Annotated in this window: 22 protein-coding genes; 12 read left to right on the top strand and 10 right to left on the bottom strand. The window is 60.1% G+C overall.

Annotated features, from left to right (window positions below; all coding sequences use genetic code 11):
• Nucleotides 1-385: 385 nt before the first annotated feature.
• Complete coding sequence (gene gbdR, locus TU73_RS22075) at nt 386-1,489, top strand: choline metabolism transcriptional regulator GbdR (RefSeq protein ID WP_057013994.1); 1,104 nt, start codon at nt 386-388, stop codon at nt 1,487-1,489.
• An 88-nt stretch (nt 1,490-1,577) separates the two neighbouring features.
• Here the strand turns inward: gbdR and TU73_RS22070 are convergent, their stop codons facing one another.
• The 5 genes from TU73_RS22070 to TU73_RS22050 form a co-directional block, all read right to left on the bottom strand.
• On the bottom strand, nt 1,578-1,841 hold the full coding sequence (locus TU73_RS22070; RefSeq protein ID WP_057013993.1) for a hypothetical protein: 264 nt from the start codon (nt 1,839-1,841) through the stop codon (nt 1,578-1,580).
• A 253-nt stretch (nt 1,842-2,094) separates the two neighbouring features.
• Nucleotides 2,095-2,571, bottom strand: coding sequence for a thioesterase family protein (locus TU73_RS22065; protein ID WP_057013992.1), 477 nt, complete (start codon nt 2,569-2,571; stop codon nt 2,095-2,097).
• A gap of 105 nt (nt 2,572-2,676) precedes the next feature.
• Nucleotides 2,677-3,642, bottom strand: coding sequence for an L-carnitine dehydrogenase (locus TU73_RS22060; protein WP_057013991.1), 966 nt, complete (start codon nt 3,640-3,642; stop codon nt 2,677-2,679).
• A gap of 143 nt (nt 3,643-3,785) precedes the next feature.
• On the bottom strand, nt 3,786-4,673 hold the full coding sequence (cdhC, locus tag TU73_RS22055; protein ID WP_057013990.1) for a 3-dehydrocarnitine:acetyl-CoA trimethylamine transferase CdhC: 888 nt from the start codon (nt 4,671-4,673) through the stop codon (nt 3,786-3,788).
• A gap of 72 nt (nt 4,674-4,745) precedes the next feature.
• The gene (locus TU73_RS22050) at nt 4,746-5,690 is read right to left on the bottom strand and encodes a choline ABC transporter substrate-binding protein (RefSeq protein WP_057013989.1); all 945 of its coding nucleotides are present in this window, start codon (nt 5,688-5,690) and stop codon (nt 4,746-4,748) included.
• 194 nt (nt 5,691-5,884) lie between these two features.
• Here TU73_RS22050 and TU73_RS22045 point away from each other — a divergent pair, with 194 nt between their 5' ends.
• The 3 genes from TU73_RS22045 to TU73_RS22035 all read left to right on the top strand — a co-directional run bounded on the left by TU73_RS22045 (nt 5,885) and on the right by TU73_RS22035 (nt 8,695).
• Nucleotides 5,885-6,829 (top strand): GlxA family transcriptional regulator, encoded by a 945-nt coding sequence (locus TU73_RS22045; protein ID WP_057013988.1) that lies wholly within the window; start codon nt 5,885-5,887, stop codon nt 6,827-6,829.
• A 68-nt stretch (nt 6,830-6,897) separates the two neighbouring features.
• Complete coding sequence (locus tag TU73_RS22040; protein WP_057013987.1) at nt 6,898-8,076, top strand: ATP-binding protein; 1,179 nt, start codon at nt 6,898-6,900, stop codon at nt 8,074-8,076.
• Nucleotides 8,077-8,266: 190 nt separating this feature from the next.
• Complete coding sequence (locus TU73_RS22035; RefSeq protein ID WP_057013986.1) at nt 8,267-8,695, top strand: hypothetical protein; 429 nt, start codon at nt 8,267-8,269, stop codon at nt 8,693-8,695.
• Between the two features lie 7 nt (nt 8,696-8,702).
• Here the strand turns inward: TU73_RS22035 and TU73_RS22030 are convergent, their stop codons facing one another.
• On the bottom strand, nt 8,703-9,119 hold the full coding sequence (locus tag TU73_RS22030; protein ID WP_057013985.1) for a DUF3010 family protein: 417 nt from the start codon (nt 9,117-9,119) through the stop codon (nt 8,703-8,705).
• A 190-nt stretch (nt 9,120-9,309) separates the two neighbouring features.
• Here TU73_RS22030 and TU73_RS22025 point away from each other — a divergent pair, with 190 nt between their 5' ends.
• Nucleotides 9,310-10,284, top strand: a complete 975-nt coding sequence (locus TU73_RS22025; protein WP_057013984.1) for a tyrosinase family protein — start codon at nt 9,310-9,312, stop codon at nt 10,282-10,284.
• A 41-nt stretch (nt 10,285-10,325) separates the two neighbouring features.
• Here the strand turns inward: TU73_RS22025 and TU73_RS22020 are convergent, their stop codons facing one another.
• Nucleotides 10,326-10,727 (bottom strand): lysozyme inhibitor LprI family protein, encoded by a 402-nt coding sequence (locus TU73_RS22020; RefSeq protein WP_057013983.1) that lies wholly within the window; start codon nt 10,725-10,727, stop codon nt 10,326-10,328.
• 218 nt (nt 10,728-10,945) lie between these two features.
• Between TU73_RS22020 and TU73_RS22015 the strand changes: the two genes are divergently transcribed.
• From TU73_RS22015 to etfB, 6 genes are all read left to right on the top strand, one after another.
• Nucleotides 10,946-11,923: a dipeptidase gene (locus TU73_RS22015; RefSeq protein WP_017531059.1), complete on the top strand. Its 978-nt coding sequence runs from the start codon at nt 10,946-10,948 to the stop codon at nt 11,921-11,923.
• Nucleotides 11,924-12,000: 77 nt separating this feature from the next.
• On the top strand, nt 12,001-12,531 hold the full coding sequence (locus tag TU73_RS22010) for a DUF5943 domain-containing protein (RefSeq protein WP_003194877.1): 531 nt from the start codon (nt 12,001-12,003) through the stop codon (nt 12,529-12,531).
• Nucleotides 12,532-12,547: 16 nt separating this feature from the next.
• Entirely contained in the window at nt 12,548-14,608 is a 2,061-nt protein-coding gene (gene dgcA / locus TU73_RS22005) for a dimethylglycine demethylation protein DgcA (RefSeq protein WP_057013982.1), read from the top strand.
• Between the two features lie 173 nt (nt 14,609-14,781).
• A complete protein-coding gene (gene dgcB, locus TU73_RS22000) occupies nt 14,782-16,725 on the top strand; it encodes a dimethylglycine demethylation protein DgcB (RefSeq protein WP_057013981.1) in 1,944 nt (647 codons plus the stop codon).
• Nucleotides 16,725-17,945: an electron transfer flavoprotein subunit alpha gene (gene etfA / locus TU73_RS21995; protein WP_057013980.1), complete on the top strand. Its 1,221-nt coding sequence runs from the start codon at nt 16,725-16,727 to the stop codon at nt 17,943-17,945. The genes dgcB and etfA overlap by 1 nt, the downstream gene beginning before the upstream one ends.
• A 10-nt stretch (nt 17,946-17,955) precedes the next feature.
• Entirely contained in the window at nt 17,956-18,726 is a 771-nt protein-coding gene (etfB, locus tag TU73_RS21990; RefSeq protein WP_057013979.1) for an electron transfer flavoprotein subunit beta, read from the top strand.
• A 750-nt stretch (nt 18,727-19,476) separates the two neighbouring features.
• Here the strand turns inward: etfB and gbcA are convergent.
• A complete protein-coding gene (gene gbcA, locus TU73_RS21985) occupies nt 19,477-20,772 on the bottom strand; it encodes a glycine-betaine demethylase subunit GbcA (protein WP_057013978.1) in 1,296 nt (431 codons plus the stop codon).
• A 281-nt stretch (nt 20,773-21,053) separates the two neighbouring features.
• On the opposite strand from gbcA, the gene gbcB reads away from it, so the two are divergent.
• The gene (gene gbcB / locus TU73_RS21980) at nt 21,054-22,154 is read left to right on the top strand and encodes a glycine-betaine demethylase subunit GbcB (RefSeq protein ID WP_043046144.1); all 1,101 of its coding nucleotides are present in this window, start codon (nt 21,054-21,056) and stop codon (nt 22,152-22,154) included.
• 82 nt (nt 22,155-22,236) lie between these two features.
• Here gbcB and TU73_RS21975 read toward each other — a convergent pair whose 3' ends face one another.
• Nucleotides 22,237-22,437, bottom strand: a complete 201-nt coding sequence (locus TU73_RS21975) for a hypothetical protein (RefSeq protein WP_057013977.1) — start codon at nt 22,435-22,437, stop codon at nt 22,237-22,239.
• 184 nt (nt 22,438-22,621) lie between these two features.
• A complete protein-coding gene (locus tag TU73_RS21970) occupies nt 22,622-23,662 on the bottom strand; it encodes a threonine aldolase family protein (protein WP_046069845.1) in 1,041 nt (346 codons plus the stop codon).
• Nucleotides 23,663-23,665: the final 3 nt, after the last annotated feature.

Below are 23,665 nucleotides of genomic sequence, written 5' to 3'. Positions count from 1 at the left end.
GCTCAAAAAGTGAACATTCCAACCAAAAACGCCACCTTTTAGCGCGTCGCAAATAGATAAGTAGCTTCCGAACTATTCCTACACGGTCACCCGCGCAATGTGCTTTGGGTGACAGACTTCTCCTACGCTCGCAAAGCGCCTTCCCACAAGTGCTACCGATCTGCTCACACCCCTTGAACATCACTCGTTATGCGACCTGTCGGGCACCCCAGGCGCGGGCTTATATAGACGCGTCAACAGGTCGTTTTCAGGAGTTATTGAATAGCCATCCAATTTAGGCATGGCATTTGCTCTATCAACTCAAAGCGTCGCCTTCCTGAGGGCGACCGCCATAACAAGAGCCTCGCCTGAGGCCAACACCCGCTTTGTGTGAGGAGATACCGCGATGACGTCGTTCAACTCCGGGGCCCAACCCCAGAACCGTGCGCCTCAATCCATCGGCTTTTTGCTGCTGGACAATTTCACGCTGATTTCCCTGGCTTCGGCAGTGGAACCGCTGCGCATGGCCAACCAGTTGTCCGGGCGCGAGCTGTATCGCTGGACGACCCTGAGCGTCGACGGCAACCAGGTATGGGCCAGCGATGGCCTGCAGATCACCCCCGATGCCTCCATGCATAAAGCGCCGGCCCTGGACATTGTCATCGTGTGCGGCGGCGTGGGTATTCAACGCACCGTCACCCGTGAGCATGTGTCGTGGCTGCAAAGCCAGGCGCGCCAGTCCCGGCGCCTCGGCGCGGTGTGCACCGGCAGCTGGGCCCTGGCTTGCGCGGGTTTGCTCGACGGTTTTGATTGCAGTGTGCACTGGGAATGCCTGGCGTCGATGCAGGAAGCCTTCCCGCGGGTGTCCATGAGCACACGCCTGTTCACCCTCGACCGCAACCGCTTCACCAGCTCCGGTGGCACCGCGCCGCTGGACATGATGCTGCACCTGATCAGCCGCGACCACGGGCGTGAATTGTCGGCGGCGATCTCCGAGATGTTCGTGTACGAGCGCATCCGCAACGAACAGGATCACCAGCGCGTGCCACTCAAGCACATGCTCGGCACCAACCAGCCGAAGCTGCAGGAAATCGTCGCGCTGATGGAAGCCAATCTGGAAGAGCCGATCGACCTGGATGAACTGGCGGTATATGTCGCCGTGTCGCGCCGGCAGTTGGAGCGGCTGTTCCAGAAATACTTGCACTGCTCGCCTTCGCGCTACTACCTCAAGCTGCGCCTGATCCGCGCACGGCAACTGCTCAAGCAGACGCCGATGTCGATCATCGAAGTCGCCTCGGTGTGCGGGTTTGTGTCTACGCCGCACTTTTCCAAGTGCTATCGCGAATATTTCGGCATTCCACCACGGGATGAGCGCGTCGGCTCCAACACCACCCAGCAAGTGGCGATGATGCCGATTCCGCCGGCACTGGTGTTGTCACCGTTGTCGGGGCCGATGTCGGCGTTGAGCCAGGCGCGCAATGAGTCGACGTTTGCCAGTGTAAGGCTCTAAACCGAGCCGTCTGCATCGCAGGCAAGCCAGCTCCCACCTTGGAATGCGTTGTTCTGTGGGAGCTGGCTTGCCTGCGATAGCGGTATTTTCAGACGCCGGAGCTCTGTTTGAACTGCATCAGCGCCGGCAACAACTGCTTGTCGATCGCCTGGCGCACCGCCGGCAAAATCGTCGCACTGCCGCTGTACATCTTTTCAACCATGCCCTTGAGCGCCTTGGCCCGCGCCTCGCTCAAACCGCGTACAGCACACTCGCAAGCCTGCTCGGCGGTGGTACCGCTGGACACTTCAAAACCCAGCGAGCGTAGTTGGCTCAGCAGGTCATCCTGGTCAATCAAATCCGCGTGCATCATGACGTTCATCCTGGTGTAGGGAGCGGGAACTGACTTGGATTCTGGTAGGCCCCCGGCCGGTCGGCAAGGGCAGAATCAACGAATGGCTCGGATGGCTATGAACAGGTCGTTTTCGGGTCACTCACCTTTAGAAGGATTCGGCACACTCAATCCCAGGCACGCAGCTTGACGGTTTGGTCACCCTCGGGATGCACGGCTCACACAAGGCACTCTGCCCCGTTCCAGTCACGGCTGGACCGGGGCTTTTTTTGGCTCAGTTCCTGACCGGCAAACCGATGACGCGGCCGAGGAGGGCAGGTTTTGGCAGCTCGGCCTGTTCGGCGCTGATGGCGGCGAGTTTGCCCAGCGTGGCCGCAGTGAACGGCGTCGCGTGCGGGCCGGCGAGGTCAACGTGCAGCAACATCTGTTCGTTACCCGCCAGCTCGCGGTCCTCGCCCACTCGATACAGGCTGTGGTAGAGGTGCAGGCGCTTGGCGTCGTGGGCGATCAGTTGGGTGCGCACCTCCACCTCGGCGTCGAGCTTCACTTCGTGCAGGTAGTTCAGGTGCAGCTCCAGGGTGAACAACGAATGACCGCTGGCTTCACGGTTGTCGCTGTCCAGGCCCAGAGTGTCCATCAGCGCGTCGGTGGCGTAGCTGAAGATCAGCAGGTAGAACGCGTCGCGCAGGTGGCCGTTGTAATCGACCCAGTCGGGCAGGATGTTCGTGGTGTAGGTGGTGAGTGCGGGCATGGCATGAGTCCAATTCAGCGTGCGGTCAAATGTGGGAGCTGGCTTGCCTGCGATAGCAATGGTGAGGCCAACACCGCCATCGCAGGCAAGCCAGCTCCCACAGGGTTATTCGGCGAAGCTCATGCCGTGCTTGGCCTTGGTTGTTTTTACGGCTTCCAGCACCGCCAGCAGGCAATCATCACGATAGCGCTCCAGCGCCGAAATGCTGTGGTTACCTAACTGTTTGCTGGTGCCATCGACCACATCATCAATCAGTTTTTCAGTCAGTTCAGGTGCCGGTAGATAAGTCCACGGCAACTGCAACGCCGGCCCGAACTGTGCCATGAAGTGGCGCATGCCGGCATCACCGCCCGCCAGGGTGTAGGTGAGGAAGGTGCCCATGAACGACCAGCGCAAGCCGGCACCAAAGCGAATCGCGTCATCAATTTCACCAGTGGTCGCCACGCCGTCATTGACCAGGTGCAGCGCCTCACGCCATAGCGCTTCGAGCAAGCGGTCAGCGATAAACCCAGGTACTTCCTTGCGCACATGCAGCGGGCGCATGCCGAGGGCTTCATACACCTTGATTGCAGCCTGGATCGCTTCGAGGGTGGTGTTTTTGCCGCCGACCACTTCCACCAACGGCAGCAGGTAGACCGGGTTGAACGGGTGGCCGACGACGCAGCGTTCCGGGTGGGTCGAGCCTTCATAGAATTCGCTCGGCAACAGCCCGGACGTGCTCGAACCGATCAGCGCATTGGGCTTGGCTGCCGCGCTGATCTGGCTATGCAATTGCAGCTTGAGCTCCAGGCGTTCCGGGGCGCTTTCCTGGATGAAGTCGGCGTCTTTGACGCATTCCTCGATGGTGCTGACAAAGCGCAGGCGATCCTGGGATGCACCGGGTGCCAGGCCTTGTTGTTCAAGGGCGCCCCAGGCATTGGCGACACGTTTGCGCAAGGCCGCTTCGGCACCGGGCGCTGGGTCCCAGGCGACCACATCCAGGCCGTGGGCGAGGGCGCGGGATACCCAGCCGCTGCCGATGACACCGCTGCCCAACGCAGCAAAGGTTTTGATTTCGGTGATAAAGCGCATGGCATATTCCTAAAGTGTTCGATGATCCTTTGTGGGAGCCGGGCTTGCCCGCGATGGCGGCATTCCAGGCTACAAAGATGTGGCGGATGTACTGGCCTCATCGCGGGCAAGCCCGGCTCCCACAGGGTTGTGTGGTGTCTGTGTTAGCCGCGTTGGGTCAGGCCCATCTTGATGCGGGCCTCGGCTGGGGTCAGGACTCTCGCGCCTAACCGGCTGAGGATTTCACTGGCGCGTTCCACCAACTGGGCGTTGGTGGCGAGCACGCCTTTGTCCAGCCACAGGTTGTCTTCCAAGCCGACCCGTACATTGCCGCCCAGCAGCACCGCTTGCGCGGCCATCGGCATCTGCATGCGCCCAATCCCGAAGCCGGCCCACACCGCGTCGGCGGGCAGGTTGTCGACCATGGCTTTCATGGTGGTGGTGTCGGCCGGCGCGCCCCAGGGGATGCCCAGGCACAGTTGGAACAGCGGGTTATCGAGCAGGCCTTCCTTGATCATCTGCTTGGCAAACCACAGGTGGCCGGTGTCGAAGATTTCCAGCTCGGCCTTTACGCCCAGCGCCTGGATGCGCTTGGCACCGGCCCGCAGTTGCGCCGGAGTGGACACGTAAATGGTGTCGCCATCGCCGAAATTGAGGGTGCCGCAGTCCAGGGTGCAGATCTCCGGCAGCAGCTCTTCGACGTGGGCCAGACGGGTCAGCGGGCCGACCAGGTCGGTGTTGGGACCGAACGCCATTGGGTTTTCGCCGCCGCCAATCTCCAAGTCGCCGCCCATGCCGGCGGTGAGGTTGACGATGATGTCGATGTCGGCCTCACGGATGCGCTCCATCACTTCGCGGTACAGCGCCACGTCGCGGCTGAACTTGCCGGTTTGCGGATCGCGCACATGGCAATGCACCACGGTGGCGCCGGCCTTGGCGGCCTCCACGGCAGCGGCGGCGATTTGTTTGGGAGTGACCGGCACGTTGGGGCTTCTGGCGGTCGTGTCGCCAGCACCGGTGAGTGCGCAGGTGATGATGACGTCGTGGTTCATGGGCGGTTCCTTACAGGCGTGGTGGTGCCGTTCGCAGCCGTTGCGGGTTGCGAAGCGGTGATGAAAAAAAGGTTATTGGCTGGTCAATTGCAGATTGGTCGCAGCCGGTTTGCCGTCAAAGGTGGTCACGCCTTCCAGCCAGCGCGCCTGGTCCTGCGGGTGATCCTTGAGCCACTGCCTGGCGGATTCGATGGCGTCCTTGTGTTCCAGCAGCGGCTGCATCATCCGGCTCTCGTCGGCGGCGCTGAAGGTCAGGTTGGTCAGCAGTTTGTGCACATTGGGGCACTGCTCGGCATAGGACGGCGCGGTCACGGTCCAGACGGTGGCCTTGCCTTCGTTCGGGCCCAGGGCATCTTCGCTGCCGCTGAGGTAGGTCATCGCCACGTTGATGTTCATCGGGTGCGGCGCCCAACCGAAGAACACCACGGCTTCCTTGCGCCGCACGGCGCGGTCCACGGCGGCGAGCATGCCGGCCTCGCTGGACTCCACCAGCTGGAACTTGCCCAGGCCGAACTGGTTCTTGGCGATCATCGCCTTGATCTGGGTGTTGGCGCCGGAACCTGGCTCAATGCCGTAGATCTTGCCGCCCAGCTCTTTTTCGAACCTGGCGATGTCGGCGAAGGTTTTCAGGCCCTTGTCCGCCAGGTAGGTGGGCACCGCCAGGGTGGCGCGGGCGTCTTCCAGGCTGGGCTTGTCGAGGACCTTGACCTGCTTGGCCTCGACGAACGGCGTGATGGTCTGCGTCATCAGCGGGTTCCAGTAGCCGAGGAACAGGTCCAGGCGCCGGTCGCGGATCCCGGCGAAGATGATTTGCTGGGAGGCGCTGGTTTGCTTGGTCTTGTAGCCGAGGCCGTCGAGCAGCACTTGAGTCATGGCGCTGGTGGCGATGACGTCGGTCCAGTTCACCACGCCCATGCGCACGTTCTGGCAAGAAGCGGCGTCCGCTGCCATGACGTGGGTACTCAAAATAGCGCTGGCGCTGAGTGCAAGCGCACAGCGGCTGATCAGTCGGTTCATGGTGGATCCCTCGGCAGGTCGTTATTGTGGGGTCCGGCGTCTTTGTGCGCCGTGGCATCAAGTTACGCAGCTTGAATGCCAACAAAACGCACGGCGGCGACCGACTCTTGCACTGCAGCGACCTGCACTCTTGAATGGCTGGTTGAACTGGCGTATCACAGTGACCACGCTGCCCGTCCTACGAGAGCGCCACCATGTCCCAGGATTTCTACTTCCTGCTGATGCCGGGTTTCTCTGCAATCGGCTTTATCTCCGCGCTGGAACCGCTGCGAGTCGCCAACCGCTTTCGCGGCGAGCTGTACCGCTGGCACATCTTGAGCGCCGATGGCGGCGCGGTGCTGGCAAGCAATGGCATGTCGGTCAACGCTGACGCCGCGTTGGAGCCGCTGAAAAAAGGCGCGACGTTGTTGGTGGTGGCCGGTTTCGAACCTCTTCAGTTCGCTACTCCCGTGCTGGAACACTGGCTGCGCCGTCTCGATCATGACGGCGTGACCCTCGGCGCCATCGACACCGGTGCCTGCGTGCTGGCCGAAGCAGGCCTGCTCGATGGTCACCGCCTGACCTTGCACTGGGAAGCCATCGATGCCTTCAAGGAGTCCTATCCACACCTGAGCGTGACCCAGGAACTTTTCGAAATCGACCGCCGCCGCATTACCTGCGCCGGCGGCACCGCGTCCATCGACTTGATGCTCGACCTGATCGCCCAGGCCCACGGCCCGGAGCTGGCGATCCAGGTTTCCGAGCAATTCGTACTCGGCCGCATCCGCCCCCGCAAGGACCACCAGCGCATGCAGATCGCCACGCGCTACGGCATCAATAACAAGAAACTGGTGCACGTGATCGGCGAAATGGAGCAGCACACCGAACCGCCTTTGAGCACCCTGGCCCTGGCCGAGGCGATCAAGGTTACCCGGCGCCAGCTGGAACGGCTGTTTCGTCTGCACCTGAACGATACGCCGAGCAACTTCTACCTCGGCCTGCGCCTGGAGAAAGCCCGGAAACTGCTGCGCCAGAGCGGCATGAGTGTGCTGGAGGTGAGCATTGCGTGTGGGTTTGAGTCGCCGTCGTATTTCACCCGTAGCTATCGAGCCAGGTTTGCCAAGTGCCCGCGGGAGGATCGGCGACGGGAGGTGGTTTGACGGACAATTATAGTCAATTATACTCTTAGCTATAATTTATAGTCCTTTCCATAATTGAGTATAAAACCATGTCCAAGCACAGCGGCTTTGTGTTTCGCCGCCCCACCCTGGCAAGCAGTATTGCCGATGGCCTAGTGGGGGCCGGTATTCAGGATTTCACCTCCGGCCTGTTTCTCGCGGCGCCCCGACGCACGGGCAAAAGCACTTTTCTGCGCGAAGACCTGATTCCGGAATGTCAGCTCCGGGGCTGGCTGGCGGTGTATGTCGACCTTTGGGCCGACAAGGAAAAAGACCCCGCCGAGCTGATCGCCAGTGCTATCGCCGGTGCCTTGGTGCCCTTTGAAAAGGGCGTCCGCAAGCTGGCGAAAAATATCGGTATCGAAAAACTCAGTTTTCTACGCACGTTGTCCTGGGATTTCACCACGCCGCAACTACCGGCCGGGGCGACGCTTACGCAAGCGCTGGAATTACTCCACAGCGCCGCCGAAAAAACCGTGGTGCTGGTGATCGACGAAGCGCAACACGCGCTGACCACTGAGGCTGGCCTTAACTCCATGTTCGCGCTCAAGGCCGCGCGCGATCAGCTTAACCAGGGCCGTGAAGGCGAGGGCAGTGGCTTGCACCTGGTGTTCACTGGCTCTAATCGCGACAAGCTCGCGCATTTGGTGCTGGGTAAAAGCCAACCGTTTTTCGGCTCCAGCATCACGCCGTTCCCCTTGCTGGGCAAGGAATTCACCCAGGCTTACACGACTCACCTCAATGCCCATCTGGCCAAGACCAACCAGTTCAAAGCGGCGGATATCGACGAAGCGTTTGAGTTGGTAGGCCGTCGTCCCGAGATGCTGCGCACCATCATTGGTGAAGTGGCGCTGGAACTGGGGGAGGCGAGCAACCTGGGCCAACTGTTGCACAGTCGCGCCGAACTGCTACGCGCCGGGGTGTGGTCCGAATTCGAAAGCGCCTGGAACGCCCTGACCGTCCCGCAACGTGCCGTTTTGGAAGTGATGGTGGAGCGTTCACACGCCAATGAGCCATTCGCGCCATTCACCGACAGCACCCTTACGGCGGTCAGCAAGAAACTGGAGGATATGGGCAGTGACGTGGTGCCGGGCACCCAGACCATCCAGGCGTGTATCGATGCCTTGCGCGACAAGGAGCTGGTGTGGAAGTCGAGCCGGGGGGGCTATGCCTTGGAGGACAAGTCGTTCGGTGATTGGCTACGGCATAAAAGTCGTACATCACACTAAGACAGCATCAGACATATTTGTAAGGAGCCTCCCAAAAGCTGTCGGAAGTTTCTTGTTTTTTGCTGTTAACTACGACCTATAGAAAGAGCCTGCTAACGTCCAAGGGTCTCCATGTTGCTTCTGGCCAAGTGCTTTGAAAATCAAAGCGCATACGTCAGGAGCGCCACTACGTAACCCCTGAGAGGTTGGCATGCTGAAAAAATTCGTTGCTGCGATGGCCCTCGTTTCCACTCCGCTGTGGGCTGCCCAGGCGCCAGCGCCTTTTATTGGCGCCGATTACAGCGGGCGTTATGAATGTAACGGCCAGGACAAACACATCGGTAACTTCAAGGGCGTTGTCGAGATGAAACTCGATGCCAAGCAAAGCACTGGCAAGTACGCCGCCTATACCTTCACCCTGACCCTGGAGGACAAGTCCCGCTATGAAGGCATGGCCGCCGGCACCTCGGATACGCTGGGCATCTACTTTGCCCACACCGACCCGGCCTTGAAAGACTTTGGCGTGGGCGTGGCACAAGTGACACCGACCCCGGAAGGCAAGGTGTCCTTCGTCAAGTATTACTACGGCCCTGAATACGAAGGCGGCGGGCACGGCCTGGAGCACTGCGTCAAAAGCTGATGTGCGGTTATTTCTTCATCAGGCATGAGCACGCGGTCTTATAGGCCTCGTGCTGATATTTGTTGAGCGTCGCCGGCAGATCAAAGGTGTGCTTCTTGTTTTGCGCGTTGATGGTCTGCGGCGACAGCAGCGTCACCTCAACCCCCTCCAGTAATTGGAACACCCCTTCAATCTTGAACGTCGTCGGGCCGCCGGCGAACTCGCCTTTTTTGCTGCGTTTCTTGATGGCAATACGCGTAATGCCGTTGCCTTGGACGAACGCCTTCACTTGGGCGGCGAAGGCTTTGACGTTGGCCGCTTCATCGTCATCGTCGAGAGCGAGTTTCTTGGTTGTCAGGGCGACATGGGTCAGTGCCTGGTTGTCCAGGGCGGCGAGGGCGATGATGGCTTCGCTGCCTTTGATTTCGATGCCGCAGAGAGTCATGGCGTAGCCTTGGGCGGATGAGGAGGGCGTGAATGGTAACAGGCCCGGTATTGTTAGTAGGAGTTGACCACCCGTCGGAGACAGCGCTGAAACTGTCAGTTCTGACAGTAGAACTCACTGGGCCCCTCACCTACATTCCACATAAGAACCCTATTGCGGTTCCATGCCTTTCCTCTAAGGGAGTTGCGCAATGAATATACGCAAGGAAATCCGAACACTGAGCCCGTCGGAGAAGCTGGCTTTTACTAATGCCCTGCTGAAGCTCAGGGAGGGCGAGGCGGGGGCCACCCAGTACGACAGGTATGTTCATTGGCACCACGCCGTGATGAAGCCTACGGTTCATCCCTATGAACCCCAAGATCCCGACTATCGTAACGGCGCTCACTTGGGGCCGGCTTTTTTACCGTGGCACCGTGAGATGCTGTTGCAATTGGAGTCCGAACTGCAGGCTATCGACTCAAATATCACGCTGCCTTACTGGGATTGGACGCTGGACGCAGCAGATCCTGAAAAATCCCCAGTTTGGAGCGCCGACCTGATGGGGGGCAATGGTGCTGCTAACGACGGGTTCAATGTACAAATCGGACCCTTCGCATACCGATATGGCGGTTGGCCGGTGCCCGCGTATCCGCAAGACGGCTTGTCTGGGCCAGGTTTGAAACGCCAGTTTTCAACACTGGTCAACTCGCTACCGACGGCTACCGACTTGAAGATGGCAATGAATGAAGGCCTGTATGACGAACCGAACTACAACGCTAGCCCCTTTAACCGGGGATTCAGAAACCGACTGGAAGGTTGGATTACTCAGAAGGGCGACCCGCAAGTCACCACCCCCGGCTCGCAGTTGCACAACCGAGTCCATTTGTGGATTGGTGGAAACATGTTGGCAATGACGTCCCCCGAGGATCCGGTGTTTTTCCTGCATCACTGCTTTATCGACAAGATCTGGGCCGATTGGCAGGCGCAGATGATGTTGGATAAACCCGCCCAGGCGCCTCATTACTGCCCAATGGAAGGGGGGCCAGCCGGGCACAATTACGATGATGTGATCAAGCCCTGGACTCGTCGGATCCGTGACGTGATGGATATCAGCACCCTGGGATATACCTACGAGCCCGCTACGCCATTGACCAAGAGGCCGTTCAAGTCACCTTTCATGGCTTGAGCATTGGCAATGCCATTTGCGCATTGAGTGCGGGAATGGCATCAATCCTGCCCAATCGACTCCAAAAACTCCGACCGTTCATCACTCATCCGCGCAAGGCAATCATTCTGCGCAATCGCGTATTCCTTGCTGCCATTCACCGCCGGGAAGGTGTCCACCGCGCAATCGGCGTCACGCAGTTTTTCCCACTTCTGCTGGGCGTCCTTCAGACGAGCGGTAATGTCGGCCAGCTTGGTCTTGTCGCTGCCATAGATCGAGCCCATGCGCTCTAACAGCCCCTGGTAGTTATCCTTGAGCAGTTGTTCGGCGGTGGTTTTGTTGTAGGCGGCGCAGGCCAGGGTCTGTTTGTCGTTTTCGATGCCGTCGCACGGTGTGCTGTCGGTGTCTTCGGCTGCGTGGGCGGTGGTTGCGATGAGTGCCAAAGCCAGGAAAATCGATTTCATTGCGCCGTCTCATATCAGGTGATGCGCAATTCTGGCTCAAGCGTCAGACAAAGAACAGCCGCCCAGCAGGCATGTCTACATAGCCTTTGTCGCGGATTGACGCTTTCGGCAATTCCCCTGTCGTTTTTGCACCCGGCTCCGTCGATCCCTGGGCATATGCTGGCCCCAAAGCGCCGGCACACGATTCGGCGCATGAATCGCCAATAAGGGGACGCCTGATGAGCCCAGCCGAATTGCACGCCGACAGCATCGTTATCGACGGGCTGATCATTGCCAAGTGGAATCGCGACCTGTTCGAGGATATGCGCAAGGGTGGCCTGACCGCCGCCAACTGCACCGTGTCGGTGTGGGAGGGGTTCCAGGCCACGATCAATAACATTGTTGCCAGCCAGACCCTGATCCGTGAGAACAGCGACCTGGTGATCCCGGTAAAAACCACCGCTGACATCCGCCGCGCCAAGGAACAAGGCAAGACCGGCATCATCTTCGGCTTCCAGAATGCCCATGCGTTTGAAGACCAGCTCGGCTACGTGGAGATCTTCAAGCAGCTCGGCGTAGGGGTGGTGCAGATGTGCTACAACACCCAGAACCTGGTGGGCACCGGTTGCTACGAGCGCGATGGCGGCCTGTCAGGTTTCGGTCGCGAAATCGTCGGCGAGATGAACCGCGTGGGCATCATGTGCGACCTGTCACACGTCGGATCGAAAACCTCCGAAGAGGTGATTCTCGAATCGAAAAAGCCGGTGTGTTACTCCCACTGCCTGCCGTCGGGCCTCAAGGAGCATCCGCGCAACAAATCCGATGAAGAGCTCAAGTTCATCGCCGACCACGGCGGTTTTGTCGGCGTGACCATGTTCGCGCCGTTCCTGGCCAAGGGTATCGACTCGACCATCGACGACTACGCCGAAGCCATCGAATACACCATGAATATCGTCGGCGAAGACGCTATCGGCATCGGCACCGACTTCACCCAGGGCCATGGCCAGGATTTCTTTGAAATGCTGACCCATGACAAGGGCTATGCGCGCCGCCTGACCAGCTTTGGCAAGATCATCAATCCGCTGGGCATCCGCACCGTGGGCGAGTTCCCCAACCTCACCGAAACCCTGCTCAAGCGCGGCCACCCCGAGCGTGTCGTGCGCAAGATCATGGGCGAGAACTGGGTCAACGTGCTCAAGGACGTCTGGGGCGAATAAGCCACCGCTGACACTTCTTTTCCCCCGGCCATCCGACGCCGGGGGCATCAAAACAAATTTTCTGGAGTTTAGTTTCCATGGCCAAGATCGCCCCGCAATTGCCTATCGAAGTCGACAGCGAAACCGGTGTCTGGACCTCTGACGCCCTGCCAATGCTGTACGTGCCGCGGCATTTCTTCGTCAATAACCACATGGGTATCGAAGAAGTACTGGGTGCCGACGCCTATGCCGAAATCCTTTATAAGGCCGGCTACAAATCTGCCTGGCACTGGTGTGAAAAGGAAGCCGAATGCCACGGCCTGGAAGGTGTCGCGGTGTTCGAGCACTACATGAAGCGCCTGTCGCAGCGCGGCTGGGGCCTGTTCAAGATCCAGGACATCGATCTGGATAAAGGCACCGCCAGCGTCAAGCTGGAGCACTCGGCGTTTGTCTACGTGTACGGCAAGGTCGGGCGCAAAGTCGACTACATGTTCACCGGCTGGTTTGCCGGTGCCATGGACCAGATTCTGCAAGCGCGCGGCAGCAACATCCGCACCGTGGCCGAACAAGTCTATGGAGGGTCCGAAGAGGGCCATGACGACGGGCTGTTCACCGTCAAGCCGTTGTAAGTCGAGGAACCCTGCCATGGCTTTCGAAGCAATGTTCGCGCCGATCCAGATCGGCAAACTGACCATCCGCAATCGCGTGCTCAGTACCGCCCACGCCGAGGTGTATGCCACCGACGGCGGCATGACCACCGACCGCTATGTGAAGTACTACGAAGAGAAAGCCAAGGGCGGTATCGGCCTGGCGATCTGCGGCGGTTCCTCGGTGGTGGCCATCGACAGCCCCCAGGAGTGGTGGAGCTCGGTGAACCTGTCCACCGACCGCATCATTCCGCACTTTCAGAACCTGGCCGACGCCATGCACAAGCATGGCGCCAAGATCATGATCCAGATTACCCACATGGGCCGTCGCTCGCGTTGGGACGGCTTCAACTGGCCGACCCTGATGTCGCCATCCGGCGTACGTGAGCCGGTGCACCGTGCCACCTGCAAGACCATCGAACCGGAAGAAATCTGGCGCGTGATCGGCAACTACGCCCAGGCTGCGCGGCGTGCCAAGGCCGGTGGCCTGGACGGTGTGGAATTGTCTGCGGTGCACCAGCACATGATCGACCAATTCTGGAGCCCGCGGGTCAACAAGCGTACGGACGAATGGGGCGGTTCTTTCGAAGGCCGTATGAAGTTCGGCCTCGAAGTGCTCAAAGCTGTGCGTGCCGAAGTGGGTGATGACTTCTGCGTGGGCATGCGCCTGTGCGGTGACGAGTTCCACCCGGACGGCCTGTCCCACGAGGACATGAAGCAGATCGCCAAGTATTACGACGACACTGGCATGCTCGATTTCATCGGCGTAGTGGGCTCGGGTTGCGACACCCACAACACCTTGGCCAACGTGATCCCCAACATGAGTTATCCACCGGAGCCATTCCTGCACTTGGCGGCCGGTATCAAGGAAGTGGTCAAGGTTCCGGTGCTGCACGCGCAGAACATCAAGGACCCGAACCAGGCCACACGTATTCTGGAAGGCGGCTATGTGGACATGGTCGGCATGACCCGTGCGCACATCGCCGACCCGCACCTGATCGCCAAGATCAAGATGGGCCAGATCGACCAGATCAAGCAGTGCGTCGGCGCCAACTATTGCATTGACCGCCAGTATCAGGGCCTGGATGTACTGTGCATCCAGAACGCCGCGACCTCCCGTGAGTACATGGGCGTGCCGCACATCATCGAAAAATCCACCGGACCCAAACGCAAAGTCGTGGTGGTCGGTGCCGGCCCGGCCGGTATGGAAGCTGCGCGCGTCGCCGCCGAACGTGGCCACGACGTGACCCTGCTCGAGAAGAAAGAATTTATTGGCGGGCAGATCACCACTGCCTCGAAAGCCCCGCAACGCGACCAGATCGCCGGCATTACGCGCTGGTACCAACTGGAGCTGGCACGTTTGAAAGTCGACCTGCGCCTGGGCGTGGCGGCGGATGCCGAGACCATCCTGGACCTGCGTCCGGATGTGGTAGTGCTGGCTGTCGGCGGGCATCCGTTCATCGAACAGAACGAGCACTGGGGCGCCGCCGAAGGTTTGGTGGTGAGCAGTTGGGATGTACTCGACGGCAAAGTCGCGCCAGGCAAGAACGTGCTGGTGTACGACACCATCTGTGAATTCACCGGCATGTCGGTGGCCGACTTCCTGGCCGACAAAGGCTGCCAGGTGGAAATCGTCACCGATGACATCAAGCCCGGCGTGGCGATTGGCGGTACGTCGTTCCCGACTTACTACCGCAGCATGTACCCCAAGGAAGTGATCATGACCGGCGACATGATGCTGGAAAAGGTCTATCGCGAGGGCGACAAGCTGGTGGCTGTGCTGGAGAACGAATACACCGGCGCCAAAGAGGAGCGGGTGGTCGACCAGGTGGTGGTGGAGAACGGCGTACGTCCGGACGAGGCCATTTACTACGGGCTCAAGGAAGGTTCGCGCAACAAGGGTCAGATCGACGTTGAAGCGTTGTTTGCGATCAAGCCGCAGCCGTGCTTGAGCGAGGCGGGCGAGGGGTACTTGCTGTTCCGCATTGGTGACTGTGTGGCCCAGCGCAATACCCATGCCGCCATCTATGACGCCCTGCGCTTGTGCAAGGATTTCTAAGCCGACACCGAACCAAAACGTGGACTCGGTTCAAATGTGGGAGGGGGCTTGCCCCCGATGGCGGAGTGTCAGTTGATAAGGCTGTAGCTGAACCACCGCTATCGGGGGCAAGCCCCCTCCCACATTCAAGGCCAGTTTCACAGTAGACCTGAGTGGTCTGTGGGAGCTTCACCATGTTGAACACCTTGCTGCCTATTCTTTTGTTTGCCGCCCTGGGCCTTGCCGTCCTTGGCGCACTGCGCCGCGTGAACATGTGGCGCCGTGGCCGCTCGTCCAAAGTCGACCTGTTGGGCGGCCTTTTGGCCATGCCCAAGCGCTACATGGTCGACCTGCACCACGTGGTCGCCCGTGACAAATACATCGCCAACACCCACGTAGCGACGGCGCTGGGCTTCGTGCTGTCGGCGCTGCTGGCGATTGTGGTGCACGGTTTCGGCCTGCAGAGCCGCATTCTTGGTTATGCGCTGCTGCTGGCGTCGACATTGATGTTTGTCGGCGCGATCTTCATGTACCTGCGCCGTCGCAATCCGCCTGCCCGCCTGTCCAAAGGCCCGTGGATGCGTCTGCCGAAAAGCCTGATGGCTTTTTCGGTGAGCTTCTTCCTGGTGACCTTGCCGGTGGCCGGGATCCTGCCGGCGGACTTCGGCGGTTGGCTGCTCGCTGCGCTATTGAGCGTGGGCGTGTTGTGGGGCGTGTCCGAAATGTTCTTCGGCATGACCTGGGGCGGGCCAATGAAGCACGCCTTCGCCGGTGCCCTGCACCTGGCCTGGCACCGTCGCGCCGAGCGCTTTGGCGGTGGCCGCTCCACCGGTTTGAAACCGTTGGACCTGAGCGATAAAACCGCGCCGCTGGGTGTGGAAAAACCCAAGGATTTCACCTGGAACCAACTGCTTGGTTTCGACGCCTGCGTACAGTGCGGCAAATGCGAGGCGGCGTGCCCGGCGTTTGCTGCCGGCCAGCCGCTGAACCCGAAAAAACTCATCCAGGACATGGTGGTCGGCCTGGCCGGCGGCACCGATGCCAAGTTCGCCGGCAGCCCGTATCCGGGCAAACCCGTAGGCGAGCATGGCGGCAATCCTCATCAACCGATCGTCAACGGCCTGGTGGACGCCGAGACGTTGTGGTCGTGCACCACCTGCCGTGCCTGCGTGGAGGAGTGCCCGATGATGATCGAGCACGTGGATGCCATCGTCGACATGCGCCGTCACCTGACCCTGGAAAAAGGCGCCACGCCGAACAAGGGCGCCGAAGTCCTGGAAAACCTGATCGCCACCGATAACCCAGGCGGCTTCGCACCTGGCGGCCGCCTGAACTGGGCCGCGGACTTGAACCTGCCGCTGCTCAGCGACAACGGTAGCTGCGAGGTGCTGTTCTGGGTCGGTGACGGTGCCTTCGACATGCGCAACCAACGTACCCTGCGCGCATTCGTCAAAGTGCTGAAAGCCGCCAAGGTCGACTTCGCGGTACTCGGCCTGGAAGAACGCGACAGCGGTGATGTGGCGCGGCGCCTCGGCGATGAAGCGACATTCCAGCTGCTGGCCACGCGCAATATCCAGACCCTGGCCAAGTACAGCTTCAAGCGCATCGTCACCTGCGATCCGCACAGCTTCCATGTGCTGAAAAACGAATACGGCGCCTTCAACGGCAACTACCGCGTGCAGCATCACAGCACCTTCATGGCCGAGCTGATCGGCGATGGCGCGCTGAACCTGGGCCAGCACAAGGGCAATAGCGTGACCTACCACGACCCTTGTTACCTGGGCCGCTACAACGGCGAATACGAGGCGCCGCGCCAAGTGCTGCGGGCGCTCGGCATCGAGGTCAAGGAAATGCAACGTTCGGGCTTCCGTTCGCGCTGCTGTGGTGGCGGTGGCGGCGCGCCGATCACCGATATTCCCGGCAAGCAACGTATCCCGGATATGCGCATGGATGACATCCGCGAAACTGGTGCCGAGCTGGTGGCTGTAGGTTGCCCGCAATGCACGGCGATGCTTGAGGGCGTGGTCGAACCACGCCCATTGATCAAAGACATCGCGGAGCTGGTGGCCGACGCTTTGCTTGAGGACCCGGCACCGGTCAAGACCCCGATCAAACGTGAACCTGCGGAGGTGCACTGATGAGCGACATTATCCGCCGCGACCCACGGGCCGAATGGATCGCCCGTAACCGCCTGCACCCGCTGCATACGGCCATGCAGCCGGTACAACACAGTTGGATGGGCCCTAACGGGATCATCCGCAAGAATGTGCATGGCGTCGGTTTTATCGGCCCCAACGGCATCAAGCGTATCGACCGCAGCGGCGCCCAGCAGGGCGGCGCAGCCAAGCGCACGGCAGCCGTAGAAGTGCAATTGCCGCTGCATCAGGTGCCTGCGCCGGCGTTCTACATCAACGTAGTGCCGGACATGGTCGGTGGCCGCCTGAGCAGCCACGACCGTGACTTGCTCGGCCTGGCGCGGCAACTGGCCGGCAGCGACGGCGCAGTGCTGGCGGTGGTGTTCGGCGAACACAAGGAAGCCGGGTTTTCCACCGCCGGTGTCGACCGCCTGCTGGTGCTGGAGGGCCATGAATTCGACGGTTATTCACCCGAGCAACGTGTGCAAGGTCTGCGTGCTGTGGATAACCAGTTCAACCCGCGTCACTGGTTGCTGCCGGATAGCCGCAGTGGCGGTGGCGAGTTGGGCCGGCGCTTCGCCGCCAGCCTCAAGGAGCGCCCAGCCACGCGGGTGTGGCAAATCAAGGAGCAGACCTGCATCGGCCGTGCCGGCGCAGGTCAGGAAGACTTGGCCCGACCACTGCCACGCCTGATTCTGGCTGCTGCCGAATGTGCCGATCCGGTCAGTGATACACGCCATGAAGTGTTGCCCGTGGAGTTATCCACAAGCCTGGCGCGCAGCCTGCCACGCATCGAAGATCTCGGCGCGGTAGCGGTGGACCCGGCGGCGATTCCGATGGCCGAGGCCGAGTTCATTTTCTCCGGTGGCAACGGCGTGAAGGACTGGGCGCTGTTCCACCAGACCGCCGCGGCACTGGGCGCCACCGAAGGCGCCTCGCGGGTAGCGGTGGACGATGGCTTCATGGCGCGTGATCGGCAGGTGGGTGCCAGCGGCACCTGGGTCACGGCAAGGGTGTATGTGGCCGTGGGCATCTCCGGGGCGATCCAGCACCTGCAAGGCATCGGTGCCTGCGACAAGGTGGTGGCAATCAACCTCGACCCGGGGTGCGACATGATCAAGCGTGCCGACCTGTCGGTAATCGGCGAGAGCGCCGCGATTCTGCAAGCCTTGATCGAGGCGGTCGAGGCCTACCGCAACGGCGCCAAGCGTGATGCAGCTTAAGGATATGACCATGACGAGCAATGTAATCAGCCTGGTGTCCATCGGCGCCCACCCTACCTCCGGGCGACCACGGCGTGCCGAGCAGGACGCGCGCGCCGTCGAGCTGGGCCTGCAGTTGGCCGGAGATAAGTTGCAAGTGCTGCACGCTGGCAACATCGCCGAGCCGACCTTGCGCAGCTATCTGGGCATGGGCCTGGCGCAACTGCAGGTACTGGAGCAACCGCCAGGCTCCGATGCCTTGCCGGTACTCAGTGAGTATCTGCGCGACGCCGGTGCCCAAGTGGTACTTACCGGCAGCCAGGCCGAAACCGGCGAAGGCTCAGGGATGCTGCCGTATCTGTTGGCCGAACAATTGGGCTGGCCGCTGATTGTGGGGTTGGCCCAAGTGGAATCCATCGAGGCTGGCGTAGCCCATGTACTGCAAGCGTTGCCCCGTGGCCAGCGGCGGCGCCTGAAGGTGCGCCTGCCGTTTCTCGCGACGGTGGATAACGCCGCGCCTAAGCCCCGCCAAAGCGCCTATGGCCCGGCTCAACGCGGGGAGCTGGCGGCCCACGAAGTCGAGATCGAGCAGGATGAGTTATTCACAGGAGCGCAACTGCACCCGGCCAAGCCGCGACCCAAGCGGCTCAAGGTGATCAAGGCCAAGAGTGGCGCCGACCGTATGAAGGCGGCGACGGCCAAGGCCAGTGGAGGCGGCGGGCAGGTGCTCAAGGGCGTGAGCCCAGAAGCGGGCGCAGAGGCGATTCTCAAGTTGCTGATTGAAGAGGGTGTCGTACGCTGATCCTCTGTGGGAGCAAGCCCCTCCACAGGAGTGCTGCGGTTTACCCACAATCGCTGTTGATGCGCCTGTGGATAACCTGTTCGCGGTTGTCCACAGCCCCTATGTATCAAGCCTCGCGGCCCTCTGTACGAAAAGTAGCCAGCCTAACCTGCGGTTTTTCCAGCGGTTTTTCCGAATGGCAGCCCTGACTTGCCCCCAAAGTCTGTTGGCTCATCTGTGGATAAGATGTTCGCTATCTTCTCTAAGCCTTGTAAACAAAGGCTTTCATAAAGTTGATCGAAAATTGAGCAGTTTCGGTTTTTTTCTGCCCTGAAACCCTGGAAAGCCCTATTTATTAAGCTTTTGAGCGCTTTTCCACAGGCTGGATAAAGTTGCCCCCATAGTCTGTTGGTGCATCTGTGGATAAGGTGTTCGCTCAATGCTGTAGGCCATATAAATCAAGGTCTGCACGGATCTGATCAATAAATGATCAGGTAAGGATGGATATCTTGCTTTCAAATAAGTCACGGATTTTCTTGATTTAATTTAAGCCGCAGGGCGGCTTGTCCACAATTGCTGTGGGTGGCTTTGTGGATAAGTTGTTGGGGAAAGGCTGGAGGGCAGGGTGCTAGCGCTCTGCGAGAAGGGTGATCGAATTTTAACCACTCTGAGGTCAGTGTGGGAGCGGGCTTGCTCGCGAATACGGTGTGTCAGCACACTACATGTGCAAGCTGATACACCGCTTTCGCGAGCAAGCCCGCTCCCACGTTTTTATTCGTGTGCTGCCACACCTTTGAGGTACGGCGCTGGAGCGGCACCCAGGTTGCTCAGCATCCGCTCGCTGTACCAATCCACAAAATTCACCACGCCAAACTCATAGGTCTTGGAGTAAGGGCCTGGCTGGTAGGCGGTGGAGTTGATGCCGCGCTGGTTCTCTTCGGCCAGGCGGCGGTCCTGGTCGTTGGTGGCATCCCACACCTGGCGCATGCGTTCCACGTCGTAGTCCACGCCTTCCACGGCGTCCTTGTGCACGATCCACTTGGTAGTGACCATGGTTTCCTGGGCGCTGAGCGGCCAAACGGTGAACACAATGATGTGGTCGCCCATACAGTGGTTCCAGGAGTGGGGCAGGTGCAGGATGCGCATCGAACCCAGGTCCGGGTTCTTGATACGGCCCATGAGCTTGGCGCAGCCCTGTTTGCCGTCGAGGGTCATGGACACGGTGCCCTTGAGCAACGGCATGCGCACGATACGGTTGCGCAGGCCGAAACTGGCGTGGGCGTAAGGGATCTTCTCGGCATCCCAAGCGGCGGCGGAGGCGGCCACGTGGTCCTTGAAGGCCTGGTCGGCGCGCGGGTCGGTGACGTCATCCCATTCGAGCAGGGTTTTGAGCAGTTCGGGGTGCGACGCGTTGCAGTGATAGCACTCGCGGTTGTTTTCCAGCACCAGTTTCCAGTTGGCCTTTTCGAACAAGGTGGTCTGGATCGCCACCTTGGTGTTCTCCATGTCGTAGGGCTCCATGTAATGGCTGAGCGTAGACAGGAAGTCATCGATGGCCGGCGGGTTCTCGGCCAGGCTGATAAAGATGTAGCCGCCGGCAGTCTTCACGTTCACCGGCTTGAGGCCGTACTGCTTCATGTCGAAGTCAGCGCCCATCTCGGTGCCGGCGAACAGCAGGCGCCCGTCCAGCTCGTAGGTCCACTGGTGGTAGTGGCATACCAATTTGGCGACCTTGCCTTTGTCGCTGGTGCACAAGCGCGAGCCACGGTGGCGGCAGACGTTGTGGAACGCATGCACCACACCGTCGGCGCCACGGATCACGATGATCGGGTTCTTGCCCACTTGCAGGGTCAGGTAGTTGCCCTTGGTGGGGATTTCGCAGGTCATACCGGCGATCAACCACTCTTTCTGGAAGATCTCCTGCATGTCGATATCAAACAGCCGCTCGTCAGAGTAGAACGGCTGCGGCAGTGAAAAGGTGCGCTCGCGCTCGTGCAGCATTTGCGCGGTGGCCTTGCGTGCGGGTTCCAGCGGATCGCCCAAGCTTAAGGTTGCGGTGACGTCCATCGTATGTGTCCTCGTGGCCATTCTGTGTGGCCGGGATAAGTGGCTACGGTTGTTGCGTTGCAAGGCGTAAAGAAAGCGTCTTTGTTGGGAGCGAGTGTGGGCCCGGCGTTGCGTCGAACCTTATCCATGGGCGACATGGCGCAATCTGATCCCGACGCGCAACCCCCGGTAGTTGGGGGCTGGTCGCCGTAAGTATGTGAATGTCGCAGATAGGTAAATGGGTGGCCCCGGCGTTACGCAGAATCGCCACCATAAGGCCGACGTCGGCAGTGGAGAACAACATGTCTAGCAATTTCCTGAATCCGGTAACCACCCAGACCTGGGCCAATGGTCGACACATCGTCCGTTGCGTCAAAGTCATCCAGGAAACCTGGGACGTGCGCACCTTCTGCTTCATGGCTGACCAGCCGATCCTGTTCTTTTTCAAGCCCGGGCAATTCGTCACCCTGGAGCTGGAAATCGAAGGCCAGCCGATCATGCGTTCGTACACGATTTCCAGTTCGCCCTCGGTGCCCTACAGCTTTTCGGTGACCATCAAGCGCGTACCGGGCGGCAAGGTCTCCAACTGGCTGCACGACACGCTGCATGAAGGGCAGGAGCTGGCGGTGCACGGCCCGGTGGGGCTGTTCAATGCCATCGACTTTCCCAGCCCGAAAGTGCTGTATCTCAGCGGCGGCGTCGGTATCACCCCAGTCATGTCCATGGCCCGTTGGTTCTACGACACCAATGCGAATGTCGACATGACCTTTGTTCACAGCGCCCGTTCGCCCAAGGACATCATTTACCACCGCGAGCTGGAGCACATGGCGTCGCGGATCGACAACTTCAGCCTGCACCTGATCTGCGAAAAGCATGGTCTGGGAGAGCCTTGGGCCGGGTACCGTGGTTACCTGAACCACAAGATGCTGGAACTGATGGTGCCGGATTTCCTCGAGCGCGAAGTGTTTTGCTGCGGCCCGACGCCCTACATGAGCGCGGTGAAGCGCCTGCTCGAAGCCGCTGGTTTCGATATGGCGCGCTATCACGAAGAGTCCTTTGGCGCGACGCCGCCGGAAGCGCGGGCCGATGCAGTGGAGCAGGCCGAACAAGCGGCGGATGCGCCGGAGATCGACCTGGCGGACCTGCATCAGGTGGAGTTCATTGCCTCCGGCAAGAGCATTCGCGTGGCGCCAGGGGAAACGGTACACGCGGCGGCCGCCAAGCTCGGCCTGCTGATCCCCAAGGCCTGTGGCATGGGCATCTGCGGGACATGCAAGGTGATGAAGCTGGGCGGCGAGGTGGAGATGGAGCACAACGGCGGGATCACCGAGGAAGACGAAGCCGAGGGCTATATCCTGTCGTGCTGCAGTGTGCCGAAGGGGGATGTGCGCATCGAGTTTTAAGGCAGTTGATTGTTCCCGCTTGCTCGTTCCCATGCTCCGCGTCACTAGTGACGCGGAGCATGGGAACGATCAGGGTTAATGATTATTGAGCGTAGATATGAACCACGAAGTGCTGACCTGATGCTGTCAATTCATACACTTTGTCGTAGATCCTCAGCGTCTTCGAGGGTTCGCGAATGGTATCCCCGACTTTGGCGTACTTCCTGAACTCATCCCAATCAATCACCGTGGTGCTGATAGTGCCATCGCTCTGAAGAGTGTTGCTGTTGCTTTGATATTCCATGGTTTGGCTCTCTGCTGGATTTCCGTTTCCGGCCGATTGTTCGGCAGGCAGTTGTTCCCGCAGGGCGGCCTCTGCAGCGGCTTTTTCCTTGCGGGTAACAAGAGGCTAGTCAATGAAATCCAGGTGCGCCGCTGTCAGAAATATCAAAAAACAGTCTCGGCGCTGCGCCACTATCCATCACGTTTTACGCGCCCATTACTGTCCGAATATCCGCAGCCAATTCTCTTACACGCTCTTCTTCGGTATCCCACGCGCACATGAACCGCGCGCCACCTTTGCCGATGAAGGTGTAGAAGCGCCAGCCCTTGGCCGTCAACGCCGCAATGGCCGGTTCCGACAGCTGCAGGAACACGCCATTGGCTTGTACCGGGAACATCAGTTCCACACCGGGAATGTCTGATACCAGGCTGCTCAGCAGTTGCGCACAGTGATTGGCATGGCGCGCATGCTTGAGCCAGGCATCGTTTTCCAGCAGGCCCACCCATGGCGCCGACAGAAAGCGCATTTTCGACGCCAGCTGGCCAGCCTGCTTGCAGCGGTAATCGAAGTCTTCAGCCAGCTTGTGGTTGAAGAACAGGATGGCTTCACCTACTGCCATGCCGTTCTTGGTACCGCCAAAGCACAGCACGTCCACACCGGCTTTCCAGGTCAGGTCAGCCGGTGAGCAACCGAGGAACGCACAGGCATTGGAGAAGCGCGCGCCGTCCATGTGCAGGTTCAGGCCCAATTCCTTGCAGGTGGCGCTGATGGCGCGGATTTCTTCGGGGGTGTAGACGCTGCCGACTTCGGTGGCCTGGGTCAGGGTCACCACGCGCGGCTTGGGGTAGTGGATGTCCTGGCGCTTGAGGGCGATCTCGCGGATCGATTCCGGGGTCAGCTTGCCGTTTTCGGTGCGGGCGGTGAGCAGCTTGGAACCGTTGGAGAAAAACTCCGGCGCGCCGCATTCGTCGGTTTCGACGTGGGCGGTTTCCGAGCAAATCACGCTATGGTAGCTCTGGCACAAAGAGGACAGCGCCAGGGAGTTGGCTGCCGTACCGTTGAAGGCGAAGAATACCTCGCAGTCGGTCTCGAACAGATTGCGGAAACCGTCAGCGGCACGGTGGGTCCATTCATCATCGCCGTAGGCGCGTTGATGGCCGTGGTTGGCTTGTTCCATGGCGGCCCAGGCTTCCGGGCAGATGCCGGAATAGTTGTCACTGGCGAATTGTTGGCTCTTGTCGGTCATGGC

Origin of the sequence: Pseudomonas libanensis, assembly GCF_001439685.1 — a bacterium.
Classification (GTDB): domain Bacteria; phylum Pseudomonadota; class Gammaproteobacteria; order Pseudomonadales; family Pseudomonadaceae; genus Aquipseudomonas; species Aquipseudomonas libanensis.
The sequence above is the reverse complement of the archived record's forward strand: the minus strand, read 5'-3'. Positions and strand labels throughout refer to the sequence as shown.